The following is a 16355-nucleotide window of genomic DNA, read 5'->3' as shown; positions in this document are numbered from 1 at the left end:
TGGCAGCTCAGGGGTGCCACTGCTCGCACGCCTCGCCTCGTTCGTTCTCACCGAGCACCGGCGTCCGCCGCCCGGCCACCGACCCGCGTTTTTCGCGCTCCAGATCGAGCACGATCACTTCGTTGCGCCCGCGTTTTAACCAACAGCCCGGCACATACAGGGTCTGCTGCGGGCCGATGCGCCAGAAGCGGCCGAGGTTGTGCCCGTTGATCCACACGTAGCCTTTGCTCCAGCCGCGCAGGTCGAGATAGGTGTCGCCGGTCGTGCGCAGCGTGAAGCTCCCGCGGTGAAACGCCGGGCCCGCCACCTGCCCCGCCCGCCACTTCAACCGCCGCCACTGCGTGCGATCCAGGGGTAGGTTGAACACCTCCCAGTTCATCACCACGCCCGCCGGGTAAGGCACCGGAAACTCCACCCACTGCGTGATCCCCTTTCGATCCAAAATGTGCGGTCCGTAGTTCACGCGCCCCATCGCTTCCACCAGAATGTCCAACTGCACCGCCGCCGGCCGCGCCGCCACGTCCACCGCGTTCTGCCCCAGCCGCCGGTCAAGCACCGCCACCCGCCGGCCATCGAGATAGACGTGCCCGTAATCATGCACCTCCCGCACCGTCAGCCGGCCGGCCGCACCGGCCGCCAGTCGCGAACGATATAAAATCAACCCGTGCGCCTGCCCATACGCCTCCATCGGCCGCGGCTGCGGATCGCGCACCGGCCGCGGGAGGTGCTCCAGCAACGCCGCGGATTCCGTCAACGCGAAGCGCCGCACCGCGATCGCCGGTGCCACCGGCCCCGGCACGGGCGGCAGGCGCTCCGGCGTGTGCGCTTGGATCAACGCGCGCAAAGCCCGGTATTTCTCCGTCGGGCCGCCGCCTTCGTCGATCGGCGAATCGTAGTCGTAGCTCGTGACCGTCGCCTGATATTCGCCCGCCGGCCCCGTGTTGGCTCCCGCCGAAAAGCCAAACGACGTCCCGCCGTGCGCCATGTAGAGGCTGAACGACACCTTGCGCTCCAGCATCCAGCCCACCACCTCCGTCGAGCGGGAGATGGGCACGCGATTGTGCGACTCGCCCCAATGGTCGAACGTCCCCGGGTAAAACTCGCCGCACGCCAGCGGCGTCGCCGGCGAAAACGCCCGCAACTTCGCGAACGCATCCGCTGGATCCAGCGGAAAATTCGCCACCGGAAAAGCGCCCGCCACCGCTCCGCGCGCCACGGCGTCCGGCCCGTCGCAGGTGAAGAACGGCACGTCGAACCCCACCTCCGTCAACGCCTCGCGCACGCTCGCCAGATAAGCGCCGTCGTCGCCGTAGCTGCCGTATTCGTTCTCCACTTGCACGAGGATGATCGGGCCGCCGCGCGTGCTTTGCAGCGGCGCCAGCTCCCGGCCCATCCGCCGCAACCAGCGGCGCATCGCCGTGAGATAACGCTCGTCGCTGCAGCGCACGCGAATGTCCGGCGTCGCCAGCAGCCACGGCGGCAGCCCGCCGAAATCCCACTCCGCGCACACATACGGCCCCGGCCGCAGGATCACGTTCATCCCTTCCTGCGCCGCCAGCCGCACAAACGCCGCCATATCCGCCTCGCCGCGGAAATTGAAACGTCCCGGCTGCGGCTCATGCACCGCCCAAAACAGGTAGGGACTCACGCTGTTGAGCCCCATGGCCCGCATCATCCTCAACCGATGACGCCAATACGGCCGGGGCACGCGCGAGAAATGCAGCTCACCCGAGCGAAATTGAAACGGCTGGCCGTGGCGCAAAAACCCGTCGCGCTGCACAATCAGCCGATGGCGGGACGCGGGGCGGTGGGTCGTCACGCCGGCAAACTGCCGCTCCGCCCGCCCGCGTCAATCCGCCGCACGCCGGCCTGCCGCGTCTTACTGCCGCGCCGGCGGCTGCGGCGGGGCTCCCCGTCGTGCGCGCCCGGCTGCCGCCGCTGCCGCGGCGCGAGGTTGATCGCTCGACTGAAAACCCACTCCTCGCCGAGGCCGCGCAGGAAACGTGACCACGCACGCTGTTTGCCCGATCTCACGGAGAAATCTCCTCGCGCGCTGGTAGTGCGCAAACTAGGCGTGCTTGATGCGTCTGTACGAGGCACTGCTCGTTTGTATCCTGACGACTTCCGCTTTCGCGCAGACCTCGGCGGAGCCTGGCACCTGCCTTTGGACCTCCGATCTGGTGTTGGTCACTGCCCCTTCGATCACGCCCGACGGTATCATCCTCGCCCGAAGTGCCAATTCGTTGGTGGCGGTTTCTTCCGATGGCAACGAACTGTGGCGGGCCGGGATCGTGGCGCCAAACCGTCCCCAACGGTTGCCGGTCGACGAGGACGGCAACGTCTACGTCACTACCCCCACGGAGCTGCGTTCTTATTCTCCCACTGGGTCACTACGCTGGTCCCGGGCGATGCCTTTTTCCAGCAGCCCTTGCTGTCTGAGCTTGGCGGACGATCTGCTCATTGTTCTGACGTCTAGCTCCCGATATGCATTCCGGTTGGACGGCTCGCTGCTTTGGCCGTCTTCCACCGGTAATGCAGGCCTTGGAGAGTCAGATACCAACCCTCCCACTTGGTCGCCTCTTGCGATTGTCGACCACGACGGGCTGATCCGCATCGTTCAATCTACTGGACAAGTTCATGTGCTTGAACCCACGGGCCACTTGGTACGGCGGGACGAGTTTGCGGATCATACTCGTTGGGGCGAGTCTGCCAGCGTCACACGGCAGGTGGGTCTTGGTCCTCGCGGCGAAAGCATCGTGCTAAATGACGAGGACGGGGAATCAATGATTCGCTGGACCGAGCCTTTCGGGATCGGCACCGCGTACTCCGTCATTGTGCCGGGCTCCGAGGCAGGTGACGAGTGGACGAGTTATGGCCTGGTGTCCGCTTCCGGCGAACTCTTCCTAGCGACCAACCGCGGCACGCTTTTGGTACCCTATCGCGGTTTTGGCTTCCGGCGCTGGCCCGAAACGGCCTTCGCGCTCACGGCCGATGGCGGCGTTGTCTGCGCCGACGGCGCTCAACTCACTTTGCGCAACGCCGCTCACACTGTCGTCTGGCGCGCTCCGGCCCCCGGCACGTTTTTCACGCTCGGCGCGGATGGTCGCGTCTATGGCGGCATCACTTTAAGTGCGTATCATATCGGGCAGCCCCCGGCCGCGGATTCTTGGGCGCAACCCAACGGCGATGCCGCCCAACGCAATCGCGCCACCGTGCCGCCAACGTCTGACGTGCAGTTTGCCGCCTCTACGATCGAGACTCCCGCGTCCGTGACATGGTATGAAAGCTACCCCGGTTCCTTTGCTGCCGCTCCGTATATCAACGGGGGCGGCACGCTCACTTGGATCAAGGATGACGTCGAGGTCGCTCCTGCCGCAGCGGATTTTTCCTTTGCCGTCGCCGCCGCAACTCCGGGGGACGCAGGTGAGTATCGTCTCCAGGCCACGACGGCCCAAGGCACTATTCTCAGCCCTCCGATCAAGGTTGCGGTCACTGCTCCTTCTCCAATTCAGCCGGGTTTTTACACGGGCACGCTGCCGCTTGGCTCGGGAGACAAATTTCTTCTCGAACTGACCCCAGACCGCACGGTGCGCTTCCTCTCCGTCTCCGGATGGAAAATCACCCAGCACAACCGGCTCGATCCCGCCGGCATTTTCCCGTGGGATACAGGAATCATCTGGAGTTCTGATCCCAGTGAGGCCACTCCGCTCACGCTGCACTGTGACGCCACGGGCGTGGCCGCCTCGTGGGGCGGCCAACCGTTGGGTCCACTCACGTTCGCGCCGGCCCGTCTGCCGAGCGGAGCGCGCGTAGGCTGGTATCGCGGCACCCGCGAAGGCCTGATCGTCGACAGTGCAAAGATCGACGCCGCCCTGTTTCCTGACGGCACGTTGGCCGGCCTGCTTTCTGGGCGTGGCGTCGGCGTTGCGGCGCCCGCCGTCGACCTCAATCCCGCGCTCCTCGAGCAACAGGTCGAGGTTCCGCTTTACTCTTCGGCCAGCAAGTATGCGTTGATTTCCTTCACCCCCGAAGGCGTTCTCCGCGTCAACCTCGGCGGCAGAGGTGGCGGCAAGGATAGCTTGGTGGCGGTGCATTCGAGTTACACCCGCGCCGCGCGGTTGAGCAACTTGTCCGCCCGTGCCGTCGGCGGTTCAGGTGATCGGGCGGTCATCGCTGGATTCGTTGTCGCCACCGGCGGCTCCTTTTTGCTGCGGGGCGCCGGTCCGGCTCTCGCCGCCTACGGCGTGCCAAATCCGTCGCTCCATCCTACTCTCACATTGCGCCACAGTCCGGATGTCTTTCTCGCGAGCAACACCGGCTGGTCCAACAATGCCGCGAACGAGATCACCCGGCTCGCAACGAGTGCAAGTGAAGCCGGCGCATTTCCGTTCGCGGCTGGTTCGGCCGATTGTGCGCTGTTGTTGCCCATACCGCCGGGCGTCTACACCATCACGATCACAGATCAAACCGAGGGTGAAACCTTGGCGGAAATTTACGGGCTCGCCTCACCGGACGGCGCGCCAGCCGCCCAGGCCGTCAATCTTTCCATCCGCGGCGCACTCTCCCGTCCCGACGAACGGCTTATCATCGGGCTTGTGCTCAAAAGCGATCTCCCACAGCCGATTTTGCTTCGCGGTGTCGGTCCTGGACTGGCGCGTTTTCTCGGCGCCGTGCCCGTCTGCCAGAATCCTCGTTTGCGCGTTTTCGACGCCGGCGGAAATCTGATGGCGGGCAGCGACGATTGGTCCACCTCGTGGGATCCGCCACCGGGCGGCATGGTCAGCAGTCAGCAAGTTTCCGTCGCCGACGCCGCCCTTCAGGCCGGCGCGTTCGCCTTGAATAATGGAAGCCACGACGCTGCCTTGGTCTATAATCTCGCCGCCGGCGTCTACACCGTGCATCTGGAAAGCAAGGACGGTTCGACGGGCGCCGTGCTGTTCGAAGCGTATGTCGTCCCGGACTAACACGTCGCCGCAAACTTTGGCACCGCACCTCATCGCTCAACATTCGCTGCCCGCGGCGTTTTCCTCCCGGGGATCGGCCGAAAGCGCAGGACGGGCGGTCACGACCGCGTCTATTCTCTCTGGCTCTGCTGCGCTCCGCCCGCCCGCGTCAATCCGCCGCACGCCGGCCTGCCGCGTCTTACTGCCGCGCCGGCGGCTGCGGCGGACGCCCGCCATTGTTCGCCCCGGGCTGCCCCGGCGGACGCGAGGCCTCCGCCGCCGCTTGCAAGCGCAACGCCCGGCGCCGCCGCACCTCCGCCGCGACCGCTTCCATGCGGCGCGCCTCGTCCGTCGATGTGGGATTGAGCACCGCCGCCGGCATGGGCGTCGGCGTCTGCGACGGCGGACCTTGCACCACCGGCGCCGCCACGATCTTCGGCTGCTGCAGCGTCAACGTCAGCACGCGCCCTTGGTAATTCACCGTCACGCGATCATTGCCCGCGTCGAAATTTGTCACCGTAAACTTTTGCCCCTGCTCGTTCAGCCCGACCCACTCGCTCGTCTTGGTGGCCGGATCGTAAAGATTGAACGACGATTTGCTCCCCATCGTCAGGATCCCGCGCAACTCCAGCGGCGTCGCCTCCGCGGTCGGGGCCGCGGCTGAATTCGGCGGCAAAAACGGCGAGTTCTCCGCCAGGCCCGGATCCGGCTGCGCTCCCGCGATCGAGGCACCGAGCACCAGCAGCGTGAGTCCGAGCAGGGATTTCATGGCAGGAAGCGTTACGACGCCGGCTGGCGTGGTCAAGTGACGCGACATCTTCACAGCATCGTCCCGCGCAGGATCAACAAGGCCACGCTGAAGTAGATGATCAACCCCGTCACGTCGACCAGCGTGGCGACAAACGGCGCGCTCGAGGTCGCCGGATCGAAGCCCAGGCGTTTCAACGCGAGCGGCAGCATCGAGCCCACCAGCGAACCCCACAACACGATCCCCACCAACGCCAGTCCCACCGTCGCTCCGACCAACGGCCAATGCGGACCATAAATCCCCGAGAACGCCGACCAGATCGCGATCCGCAGAAATCCGATCACGCCCAGGATCAGGCCGAGCGCCACACCCGCCACCAGTTCCCGGCGCATCACCGACCACCAGTCGCGCAACTTGAATTCCCCCAACGCCAGCGCGCGAATCACCAGCGTCGCCGCTTGCGAGCCCGCATTGCCGCCCGAGCTGATCACCAGCGGCACGAACAACGCCAGCACCACCGCCTTCGCGATCTCCTCTTCGAAAAATCCCATCGCCGTCGCCGTCATCATCTCGCCCAAAAACAACACCACCAGCCAGCTCGCCCGCTTCCGAATCATCCGCGACAGCGCGATCGTGGTGTAAGGTTCGTCGAGCGCCTCACTGCCGCCCAACTTCTGGATGTCCTCCGTCGCCTCCTCCTCCGCCACGTCGAGCATGTCATCCACCGTCACGATCCCGATGATCTTCTTCTGCTCGTCGCAGACCGGCAGCGCCACCCGGTCGAATTTGCGAAACGTCTCCAGCGCGGTCTCCCGGTCGTCGGTCGGAAACAGCGTCGTGTAGTTGCCATCCATCAACTCGCGCACCGGCCGCTCCAGCGGCGAAAGCAGGAAGCGCCGCACCCGCACGTCGTCGATCAACCGCCCGTGCTCATCGAGCACGTAAACCATGTTCAACGTCTCCCGGTCGTAGCCGAAGTGCCGGATGTGCTCGAGCACCTGCGCCACCGTCCAGTCCGGCTTCACCGCCACGTAATCGAGCGTCATCATCCGGCCGACGCTGTTCTCCGGATACGCCAGCAACGAGGTCGCCACCGCCCGCTCTTCGGGCGACAGCAACGACAGCAACTGCATCGCCACATCGAGTGGCAGTTCGTCCAGAAACGCCGTGCGATCATCCGGCGGCAACGCGTTCAGCAACGCCGCCACCTGCTCCTGGCTCAACGTCTTCAGCAGTTTCCGCTGCGCCTCCGTGTCGAGATACGGAAATGTCGCCACCGCCAGCTCGCGCGACGTCGCGCGAAACAGCAACGCTAGTTGCTCGACATGCAGGTCCGCGATGATCGGCGCCAAATCCGCCGGCAGCCACGGTTCGCAATACTTGCGCATGCCGGCGACATCCCTCCGGGCCAGGAGAGCGAGCAGTTCCACTTTGACGTTCGCTTGCGCGGGCATGCGCGGGAGCGAGGCACTTCAAGCGCCGCATGGCAACGCCTCGCTCGCAAAACCTCCGCCCGCGCCGTTTCCACCATCCCGGTCGCCCGTGCGCTCCGCCGCGCAGCTGCCTGGCACGTCACGCTCGTCTCCCCTGACGCCGACCCACCCGATCGTCATCCCGCCAACCCGCGCCCTCACTCGTTCCCAGCCCACCCCAGCGTCCGCAATTCCCGGTCCGTCACCAGCACCGCCCAGCCGTGTTCTCGACCCTGCTGCCACACCCACGCCCGCCGGTCTGCGCGCCGCGGATATTCGACCAGCAACACCGGCTTTCCCGCCGCGCGCATCTTCTCCAAGTGTCCGGCCACTTCGCGGGTGTGCGCCTTCGTCTGCAGTTTATCCCCGTCGGTCAACAAATCCTCGATACCGATACCGCTGATGACCGCCAAAAAATCAGGCTGCGCGACCAACTGCGAGCCGTTCTGCGGAATGACCAGCGCCTCCGGCCGACTCGTCCGCGCCCGCGCAGCGATGACTTTCACCCATTCGACCATGTCGCGACGATAGCTCTGCTTGGTTTCCGGATTCATCAACTGCCCGCCGGGTCGCTCCTCGAAGGTCTCGAACCCATCCACGATATCCAGATACACGCCGTCAAAGCCCCGCGCCATCACGTCGTCGATCACGGCCAGCACGAGGCGCTGCCAGTCGGCGCGCCAGTATTTCACCCGATAATTTCCCTTCCACTCGGGATTCTCTCCTTCGAGCCATTCCGGCGCCGCGCCCGTCAAGTGTCCGCCCGTGCCCCACTCTTTGCGCCAGTAAGGCCGATAGTCTTCCGCCTCACCGATGGAAACATACGCCACGATCTTGCGCCCCTCCCGCGCGCTTCGCATCGCGTCGAGGTCGCCTCGCTCCCACGGCACACCGTCGCCAAACATCGCATCGAGCACCAGCCAGTCGCGCCCGGAGGCTGCGAGCTGCGCCACCGCCCCCGCCTTCGTCGCCGCCAGTCCCTCCGCCTGCAACACATACGCAAACGTCGCCGGCCGCTCCGTCGTCGTCGCCCCGGCCACGCCGATCGCGCCGAGCGTTCCAAACCATAGGGCGGAAACGAGAAACTTCATCATTGGTTCAATCAATTGATCTGCGGTAATCCTCCCGCGCGCCGACGGCGGGGAGCAAGGCCCGCCTCCGCCGGGACGCGCTTACCGCGTCCGCACCCACAAAGCACCCGGCCCGCGAAACTGGATGCGCTCCTGCCACGTGTAGCCGCGCTCGCCGAGCCGCGCGTCCGGCGCGTGGCGCATCAGGGCTTTGACCACCGTCGCCGCCTCCGCGCGCGCCAGCCCCGCACCGAGGCAAAAATGTATGCCCGCCCCGAAACTCAGGTGGTCGCCCGCATTCTCGCGTTCGAGATCGAAGCGATCTGGGTCCGCGAACTCCCCCTCATCCCGGTTCGCCGAGCCGATCAGTTGGAAGATCATCTGCCCTTCCGGCAACGTCACGCCCGCGAACTCGTGCGTGCGTTTGATGCGCCGGAAATTCCGCTGCTTCGGCGCATCCAACCGCAACGATTCCTCGATCGCGCCGGGGATTTTCCCTGCCTCCGCTTTCACCGCCGCCCACGCGCCGGGCGCCCGCAGCAGCTCGCGCACGAGGTTCCCCATGAGATTCGTCGTCGTCTCGTGCCCCGCCGTGAGGATCGTGTTGCATGTCGCGAGCAGCTCGTCGCGGCTCAATCGCCGGCCTTGATCCTCCGCGAGCGCCAGCACGCTGATCAGATCGTCGCGCGGCTCCTTCCGCCGCGCCTCGATCAACGCCGTCATGTAGTTGAACAACGCCGTCAGGCTGCGCTGCGACACCATCGCCGTCGCGTATTCCGTGCGCCCGGAGCCCTGGAAACCCAAAATGTCCGCCGACCAGGTCTTGAACAACTCCCGGTCCGCCGGCGGCGCGCCCAGCAGCTCTGCGATCAACACCACCGGCAGCGGATGCGCCACTTCCTGCACGAAGTCGAATTCGCCCTTCGCCGCCGCCGCGCCCACCAGCTCCTCGGCCAATCGCTCGATGCGTGGCTGCAGCGACGCGATGACTTTCGGCGTGAACGCCTTTTGCACCAGCCCGCGCATGCGCGTGTGATCCGGCGGATCCGAGCCGATGACATCCTTCTGCGCAAAGTAGTGCCGCAGCGTTTTCAAATCCTCCTTCTCCTGCGGCGCCAGCCCTTCGAACAGCAACGCCTGCCGGTTCTCGTTCGAAAGCGATTCCTTGTCCTTCAACGACGGCCCCACCTCCGCATAACGCGACACCACCCACGCCTGCCACCGCTCACTCCACGCCACCGGCGCCTCCCGCCGCAAACGGCGATACGCCGGAAACGGATCCGACAGCATGAAGGGCGAACACAGCAACTCATCCAAATCGGCGGGAATCGTGGGGCGGCTCATACAGCAACCTCAGCCGTAGCCATCCCGCCGCGTCGTGAGGAGAAAATTCCGCGCCTCCCCGCCTCGCCGCGAAACACGCTTGCCCCCGCCGCCGCGCCGCCGAGCGTTCTCCGCATGACTCAGAAAAGCGACGGCATGAATTACGCCCCCCAAGGCAAACCGCGTCCAGTCGTGCAACCGGGCGAGTTCCCCATCGCCGCCGCGTTCCTCGAACACGGCCACATCTACGGCCAGTGCAACGGCCTCCTCGAAGCCGGCGCCACCCTCAAGTGGGTTTACGATGCCGACGCCGCCAAGGTGGATGCCTTTCGCGCCAAATTTCCCTCCGTCCGCGTCGCGCGTTCGTTCGACGAAATCCTCGCGGATCCCGACGTGAAACTCGTCGCCGCCGCCGCCATCCCCTGCGACCGCGGCCCGATCGGTTGCCGCGTCATGGAGGCCGGCAAAGACTACTTCACCGACAAAACCCCTTTCACCACCCTCGCCCAGCTCGACGCCGCCCAAGCCACCGTCGCGCGCACCGGCCGCAAATACGCCGTCTATTTCAGCGAACGCCTCCACGTCGAATCCGCCATGCTCGCCACCGACCTCGTGCGCGACGGCGCCATCGGCCGCGTGATTCAGGTGCTCGGCCTCGGCCCGCATCGCATCGGCCCGAAATCCGGCCGCCCCGCGTGGTTCTACGAACGCGCCAAATACGGCGGCATCCTGTGCGACATCGGCAGCCACCAGTTCGAGCAATTCCTCACCTACTCCGGCGCGGCCGACGCCACCATCACGCAAGCCGCCGTCGCCAACTACGCCAATGCCGACACGCCCGAGTTCGAGGACTTCGGCGAAGCATCACTTCTCGGCGACAACGGCACGTCCAACTACATCCGCGTGGACTGGTTCACGCCCGCGGGCCTGAGCACGTGGGGCGATGGCCGCACTGTCATCCTCGGCACGAAGGGCTACATCGAGTTGCGCAAATACGTCGACGTCGCCCGCGAGAAAACCGGCGACCACGTCTTCCTCGTCGACGACGCCGGTGAACGCTACATCAACGCCGCCGGCCAGGTCGGCTTCCGCTTTTTCGGCGAACTCATTCTCGACTGCCTGCACGGCACCGAAAAAGCCATGACGCAGGCCCACGCCTTCAAAGCCGCCGAACTCTGCCTCCGCGCGCAACTCGCCGCACGTCACATCACGGTGCCACGCGCGTAACCGCGCCACCCGCCGCCGCCGATTCGTAAATCGCGCGCACGAGCGCCACCGCCTTGCGCGCCTCGCGGCCGTCCACCGCCACGCGTTTTCCCGTGCGCACCGCCGCCACGAAATCCGCGATCTGCCGTTGATGCCCCGCGTAGCTGATCTGGTTCGCCGCGCCCGCGCCGCCACTCGGCGCGCCTTCCGCCACCGCGCTCGCGCGCACCGCCTCGTCGCCGGGTTGCACGTCGCGAAAATCCCAGCGCACGAGCCGGTCGTCCTCGAGCAACGCCGAGCCGTTTTCCCCGCACAGTTCGATGCGCCGCTGCCATCCCGGCCACGCCGCCGTCGTCGCCTCGATCGTGCCGAGCGCTCCGTGCGGAAAACGCAGCATCGCCGTCATCGTATCCTCGCCTTCGATCTGCGTGTGCACGCGCCGCGCCGTCCACGCCGCGACCGTCTCCGGCATCCCCGCGAGCCATTGCAACAGATCCACCGTGTGAATGCCTTGGTTGATCAGCACCGCCCCGCCATCGAGCGCGAGCGTGCCTTTCCACCCGCGATAGTAATCGGCCGCGCGGTGCCATTTCACATTCGCGCTCGCCAGCACGAACCGCCCGAAGCGCCCCGCGTCCACCGCCGCCTTCAACGCCTGCGCCCCCGCGCCGAAGCGACTCTGGAAAATCGCGCCCACCTGCACACCCGCCGCGTCCGCCGCGGCGAGCAGCGCATCCGTACGCTCGACGGAAATCTCGATGGGTTTCTCCACGAGCACATGTTTCCCCGCGCGAATCGCCGCCAACGCCGGCTCCAGATGCGCCCCGCTCGGCGTCGCGATGATCACCACGTCGATGTCCGCCCGTGCGACCAATTCCTCCACCGAGTCAGTCGCCCACCCGCCACCATGCTGCGCCGCAAACGCCTGCGCTTTCGCCGCCTCGCGCGCCACCACGCCGACGAGTTTCGCGCCAGTCGTCTCCGCCAGCGCGCGCGCGTGAAATCCCGCGATCATTCCCAATCCCACGATGCCGAATCCGACCGGGCGGGAAAACTCTCCTGTATCGAGGTTAGCCATCGGCTCCCATTCGCACTGAGTTCGGGTCTGGAAGGCAATCCTTAGCCCGTTTTCCGTGCCGGAGAGTAGCTTCGAGGATCGCCAAGTCGTTGCCCGGATGCAGGTGCCCGCACGGTGTCCCCGCGCCCCAAGCTTTTCCTGATGCCGCCCCTCGGCTCGCGCCCCCATGGCATCATCGGGGCGCCCGAGAGGAACGGGCGAAGCGCAATTTTGACCTGCTTTTCACAAATGGATGCTCCATCCCAGCAACTCACCTTGGAACAGCGCTTCAACCTGTTCCTCGAAACCGCCTGCGACTATGCAATTTTTTTCATGGCCGCGGATGGCACCATTACAGAGTGGAGCGCCGGGGCGGAAAAGATCTTCGGCTACTCCGAGTCCGCCGCGGTCGGCCTCAACGGGCGGATCATTTTCACCCCCGGCGACATCGAGCGCGGCGTGCCCGAACAGGAAATGGCGCGCGCCATCCGCGAAGGCCAGGCCAACGACGAACGCTGGCACGTGCGCCAGGACGGCTCCCGCCTCTTCGCCACCGGCCGCATGGTCGCCTTGAAAGACCACGCGGGCCGCATCAGCGGGTTCGCCAAAATCGTCCGCGACGCCACGCCCTATAAAACCCTCGAGCAAGCGCTGCACGCGAGCGACGCCCAGTTTCGCGCCACCTTCGCGCAGGCGCCCATCGGCATGGTGTTGAGCGATCTCCACGGACGCATCCAGCAGGTCAACGCCACGTTCTGCGCGATGACCGGCTATGCCATGGAAGACCTTCCGGGCCGCGAACTCGTCTCGCTCACGACGCCGTCCGATCGCGACCACGTGCGCGCGCAAATCGATCAATTGCTCACCGGCGAACGCACCAGCGTCGTCGTGGAAAAACAAATGCAACGCGCCGATCACACGCTGTTGTGGGTGCAAAACAGCATGGCCCTCCTCCGCGATGCCGAGGGCCGGCCACTCTCCTTTATCGATCTGTGCCAGGATATTTCCGTCCTTAAACTGTCCGCCGAAGAATTGGAACGGCTCGTCGCCCAACGCACCACCGCCGTGCAGGAAAAGACGAAACAGATGGAGGCGTTTTGCTACGCCATCGCCCACGACTTGCGCGCGCCTCTCCGCGCCATCTCCAGTTACTCGGACATCCTGCGACTCGATTTCGCACCCTCGCTCCCACCCGAAGCCGCCGGCCACATCCACCGCATCGCCGCCTCCGCCGACCGGCTCGAGCGCCTCATCAGCGACCTGCTCGGCTACACTCGCGCGCAACAGGGTCCGCTCGCGTTCGAAGACGTCGACCTCACCGAAGTCGCCCTTCTCGCCCTCGAGCGCGTCCGGCGCGAGAGCGAGACCCAGGACCTCCAATTCGAACTCCTCGCGCCCCTCGGCCGGGTCCGCGCCGATCGCGCCGCCCTCGATCAGGTCTTTTTCAATCTCATCTCCAACGCGGTGAAATTCCGCTGCACCGACGTATCCCTGCACCTGCGCATCTTCGCCGAAACAAAGGCCGGCCGCCGCCGTGTTTGGTTTGAGGACAACGGCATCGGTGTCGATCCGCAGTCGCGCCACCGCGCCTTCGGCATGTTCGAACGCCTCCATCCCAAATTGAAAATTCCGGGCATGGGCATGGGCCTCGCCATCGTGGCCACCGCGATGACCCGTCTCGGCGGGAGCTATGGCATCGAAGACAACGAACCCGCCGGCAGCCGCTTCTGGATCGAGTTCCCCGCCTGACCAGAGGAAACCGCCGTGCCAACAGCAAGCTGGCACCCGCAAAAATGTGGGCGGGTTGACCTCACCCCACTGATAGCATGTGGGCGGGGTGCCCTCACCCCGCTGACAGTGCGTCTCGTGTTCGTCCCCTCTCTCTGATTTTGCGCGGTCCCCCTCCACTCGGTCGGCCACTTCTGCAACGAATACCAGCCGCCGGCTTATAGTTGAACCGCACGGCGAAGCTGCCTTTCTCGCGCCCAGTTCTCCCCCGATGAAAACGAAAGCAAAGTCCGCCGCAATGGCGCCCTCCCCCCGCTCCTTCGATGCCGTCCGCCGTGCCGCGCGCCACGCGCTCCGCCGCGAAATTCCCGCCACCAATTTCTTCGAAGGCGCCGTGCTCGGCAACGGCCGCCTCGGCGTCATCGCCACCACGCGACCCGACTCCGTCAAGTTTTTCTTCGGCCACAACAGTGTCATCGACCGTCGCGCCGCGCATGTGCCACTCGACCAATGCGGCACGTTCGAGGAGTTGTGGTCGCGTTACAAATCCGGCGACCGCACGTGGCTTGAGGCGTATAATAAAGTCGCCACCGGCCCGTCCGAAACCCACGCGCCGCGCCCGTGGTCCTGCGGCTCGCTCCTGCTCGGCTTCGATCGCCGCGACACCGAACTGCTCGGCCACACGCTCCACCTCGACACCGCCCTCCTCGAAATTCGCTTCCTCGTCCACGGCCGCCCCGTGACGTTGCAGGCGTTCATCGATTCCCGCGCCGATCGCCTGTGGCTCCATGTCGTCGACGCACGCGGCCAACCCGCACCGTCGCCTTTTCTGCGCCTCGCGCTCACGCCGCATGACGGCCTGCCCGCCCGCCAGTGGCACGATTCACATCAACTCGCGTTCCGCCAGATCCTCGGCGGGCTCGTCGCCGATGCGGCCCACGATCACGCGTTCGTGCTGAGTTGCCGCACCCACCACCGCCTCCGCGCACCCGCGCCGAAACAGCCTTACCAACTCCCGCCCGCCAACCTCGCCGGTCGCGGCGCGTTTTTCGCGTGCGTGGAACTGACCCACGGCCTCGCCTCCGAAATCCCCGACGCCACCCCGCCCGCCCCCCGCGCCGATCGCGCCAGTTTCCAGAGCGCCGCCCACGCCACCCGCGAATCGTGGCAACAGTATTGGCGCCAGTCCGGCGTGCTCCTCGACGACGACTTCCTCGAGGAGACGTGGTATCGCAACCAGTATTTCCTCCACTGCGCCACGCAACCCGGCGCCCTCTGCCCCACGCTCTACGGCAACTGGCCCGTCCCCACCGGCGCTCCGCTTTGGTCCGGCGAATACGTGATGGATTACAACGCGCAGCAGGTGTTCTGGTCCACCTTCTCCAGCAACCACCTCGCGAACAATCTCCCCTACGCCGACATGATCGACCTGATCCTGCCGGTCGCGCAAAGCTGGGCCCGCCACTTCTACCAACTCCCCGGCGCCTTCATCGCCCAGCGCCACTGGCCCGTCGCCACGCCTTCGATACCCGTGCCATGGTTCGGTTGGGGCAACCACCTCGCGCCGGTGGCGTGGGCCGTGCAAGGCCTCTGGTGGCATTACCTCTATTCGATGGATCGCGAGTTCCTGCGCATGCGCGCGTTCGGCCCGATCCGCGAGGTCGTCCTTTTTCTCAACGCCTACCTTCGCCGCCCCGACGCCCACGGCCCCACTTCGCCGTGGCAGGACAACAAATTCCACGTCCATCCCACGCAGTCGCCGGAGATCTGGCCCGAGCACTTCGGCGAACCCGCGTTCAGCGACGCCATCGCCGATCTCGCCCTCATCAAGTTCACTTTCCGCGCCTATCTCGACGCCTGCCGCGCGCTCGACGTGGAAGCGTCCGAGTCCGCGTTGCGCGCCGAGGTGGAGGAAATCCTCGCGCACTTTCCCGAGTATCCGCAGCAACGCAGCCCACGCGGCGGCCGCGTCTGGACCGATGTCACCGGCGCCACGCCCGACGCGATCTACAACGTCCCCAATCCGCTCCTCCCCGTTTTCCCCGGCGAGGAACACGGCCTGCATTCCCCGCCCGAAACCTACGCGCTCGCCGCCAACACCTGGCGCCACCAGCAGAACGAAGGTGGCAACGACCTCGTCTTCCTCAATCTCCAAGGCGCGCGCCTCGGCCTGCTCGACCTCGAAAAGTTCAAGCGCCAGTTGCGCTACTGCCAGATCGCCAACGGCACGTTCACCGACATGACGCTCCAGGCCGGCGGCCGCTACGACGACGCCATGCCGAACGATTACATGAAGCACCTCGGCATCTGGATCGAAAATTTCGCGCTCCCCGTGGTGCTCAACGAATGCCTGCTGCAAAGCTACAGCGGCGAACTGCGCTTCTTTCCCAACTGGAAGAAAGCCAACGGCCGCGCCCAGTTTCAGACCCTGCGCGCCGTCGGCGCCTTCCTCGTCAGCGCGTGCTTCGCGGCCGGTAAAGTCCAATGGATCCGCATCAAGTCCGAAGCGGGCCAGCCGCTGCGGCTCGTGAATCCGTGGGGTCGCACCCTCGTCGTCCGCCAACGCGGCGTGCGCCGCCGTCTCCGCGGCACCCATCTCACCCTCGCGACCCGCGTCGGCGAAACCCTCGACTTCACCGCCCGCTGACCCGCCCCCGCCGGTGGACCGTGCGCTCCGCGCGGTCGCTCATGCGCCGACGCTGCCTCCAAGCCGCGCGCGGAGCGCACGGCCCACCTTCCCGTCGCTGACGCGTCCGATAGTCCAAATTCGTCGCTCGCCCCTATACGTCTTTGCGTCTCCGCCGCTTC

General features: G+C 65.9%; 10 protein-coding genes. 4 read left to right on the top strand and 6 right to left on the bottom strand.

The genetic code is table 11. The annotated features are described in order from the left end of the window. Positions 1 to 7: 7 nt before the first annotated feature. Positions 8 to 1819 carry a glycoside hydrolase family 35 protein gene (locus K0B96_RS01030; RefSeq protein WP_220162833.1) on the bottom strand — a complete coding sequence of 604 codons (1812 nt, stop codon included), beginning with the start codon at positions 1817 to 1819 and terminating at the stop codon, positions 8 to 10. Positions 1820 to 2081: 262 nt separating this feature from the next. Between K0B96_RS01030 and K0B96_RS01025 the strand changes: the two genes are divergently transcribed. Beyond that, positions 2082 to 4964: a hypothetical protein gene (locus tag K0B96_RS01025; protein ID WP_220162830.1), complete on the top strand. Its 2883-nt coding sequence runs from the start codon at positions 2082 to 2084 to the stop codon at positions 4962 to 4964. Positions 4965 to 5142: 178 nt separating this feature from the next. Here K0B96_RS01025 and K0B96_RS01020 read toward each other — a convergent pair whose 3' ends face one another. The 4 genes from K0B96_RS01020 to K0B96_RS01005 all read right to left on the bottom strand — a co-directional run bounded on the left by K0B96_RS01020 (position 5143) and on the right by K0B96_RS01005 (position 9577). Beyond that, positions 5143 to 5712, bottom strand: coding sequence for a hypothetical protein (locus K0B96_RS01020; protein WP_220162828.1), 570 nt, complete (start codon positions 5710 to 5712; stop codon positions 5143 to 5145). 50 nt (positions 5713 to 5762) lie between these two features. Beyond that, complete coding sequence (mgtE, locus tag K0B96_RS01015) at positions 5763 to 7145, bottom strand: magnesium transporter (RefSeq protein ID WP_220162826.1); 1383 nt, start codon at positions 7143 to 7145, stop codon at positions 5763 to 5765. Positions 7146 to 7321: 176 nt separating this feature from the next. Further along, a complete protein-coding gene (locus K0B96_RS01010) occupies positions 7322 to 8257 on the bottom strand; it encodes an MJ1477/TM1410 family putative glycoside hydrolase (protein WP_220162824.1) in 936 nt (311 codons plus the stop codon). Positions 8258 to 8335: 78 nt separating this feature from the next. Further along, the gene (locus K0B96_RS01005) at positions 8336 to 9577 is read right to left on the bottom strand and encodes a cytochrome P450 (RefSeq protein ID WP_220162822.1); all 1242 of its coding nucleotides are present in this window, start codon (positions 9575 to 9577) and stop codon (positions 8336 to 8338) included. Positions 9578 to 9691: 114 nt separating this feature from the next. On the opposite strand from K0B96_RS01005, the gene K0B96_RS01000 reads away from it, so the two are divergent. Then, on the top strand, positions 9692 to 10783 hold the full coding sequence (locus K0B96_RS01000) for a Gfo/Idh/MocA family protein (RefSeq protein ID WP_220162820.1): 1092 nt from the start codon (positions 9692 to 9694) through the stop codon (positions 10781 to 10783). On the opposite strand, the gene K0B96_RS00995 is transcribed toward K0B96_RS01000, so the two are convergent. Next, positions 10764 to 11840, bottom strand: a complete 1077-nt coding sequence (locus K0B96_RS00995; protein ID WP_220162818.1) for a Gfo/Idh/MocA family protein — start codon at positions 11838 to 11840, stop codon at positions 10764 to 10766. The two genes, K0B96_RS01000 and K0B96_RS00995, sit on opposite strands and share 20 nt — an antisense overlap. A gap of 228 nt (positions 11841 to 12068) precedes the next feature. Here K0B96_RS00995 and K0B96_RS00990 point away from each other — a divergent pair, with 228 nt between their 5' ends. After that, positions 12069 to 13568, top strand: coding sequence for a sensor histidine kinase (locus K0B96_RS00990; RefSeq protein ID WP_220162789.1), 1500 nt, complete (start codon positions 12069 to 12071; stop codon positions 13566 to 13568). 250 nt (positions 13569 to 13818) lie between these two features. Beyond that, positions 13819 to 16194 carry a glycosyl hydrolase family 95 catalytic domain-containing protein gene (locus K0B96_RS00985; protein WP_220162787.1) on the top strand — a complete coding sequence of 792 codons (2376 nt, stop codon included), beginning with the start codon at positions 13819 to 13821 and terminating at the stop codon, positions 16192 to 16194. Positions 16195 to 16355: the final 161 nt, after the last annotated feature.

Source organism: Horticoccus luteus (assembly GCF_019464535.1).
GTDB classification, from domain to species: domain Bacteria; phylum Verrucomicrobiota; class Verrucomicrobiia; order Opitutales; family Opitutaceae; genus Horticoccus; species Horticoccus luteus.
Note: the sequence above shows the minus strand (reverse complement) of the source record. Positions and strands in the feature narration are given on the sequence as shown.

Bases quoted from the DNA above. Each gene is read 5' to 3' on its own strand.
- K0B96_RS01025 (WP_220162830.1), top strand. From the start codon at position 2,082: ATGCGTCTGTACGAGGCACTGCTCGTTTGTATCCTGACGACTTCCGCT.
- K0B96_RS01020 (WP_220162828.1), bottom strand. From the start codon at position 5,712: ATGAAATCCCTGCTCGGACTCACGCTGCTGGTGCTCGGTGCCTCGATC.
- mgtE (WP_220162826.1), bottom strand. From the start codon at position 7,145: ATGCCCGCGCAAGCGAACGTCAAAGTGGAACTGCTCGCTCTCCTGGCC.
- K0B96_RS01010 (WP_220162824.1), bottom strand. From the start codon at position 8,257: ATGATGAAGTTTCTCGTTTCCGCCCTATGGTTTGGAACGCTCGGCGCG.
- K0B96_RS01005 (WP_220162822.1), bottom strand. From the start codon at position 9,577: ATGAGCCGCCCCACGATTCCCGCCGATTTGGATGAGTTGCTGTGTTCG.
- K0B96_RS01000 (WP_220162820.1), top strand. From the start codon at position 9,692: ATGACTCAGAAAAGCGACGGCATGAATTACGCCCCCCAAGGCAAACCG.
- K0B96_RS00995 (WP_220162818.1), bottom strand. From the start codon at position 11,840: ATGGCTAACCTCGATACAGGAGAGTTTTCCCGCCCGGTCGGATTCGGC.
- K0B96_RS00990 (WP_220162789.1), top strand. From the start codon at position 12,069: ATGGATGCTCCATCCCAGCAACTCACCTTGGAACAGCGCTTCAACCTG.
- K0B96_RS00985 (WP_220162787.1), top strand. From the start codon at position 13,819: ATGAAAACGAAAGCAAAGTCCGCCGCAATGGCGCCCTCCCCCCGCTCC.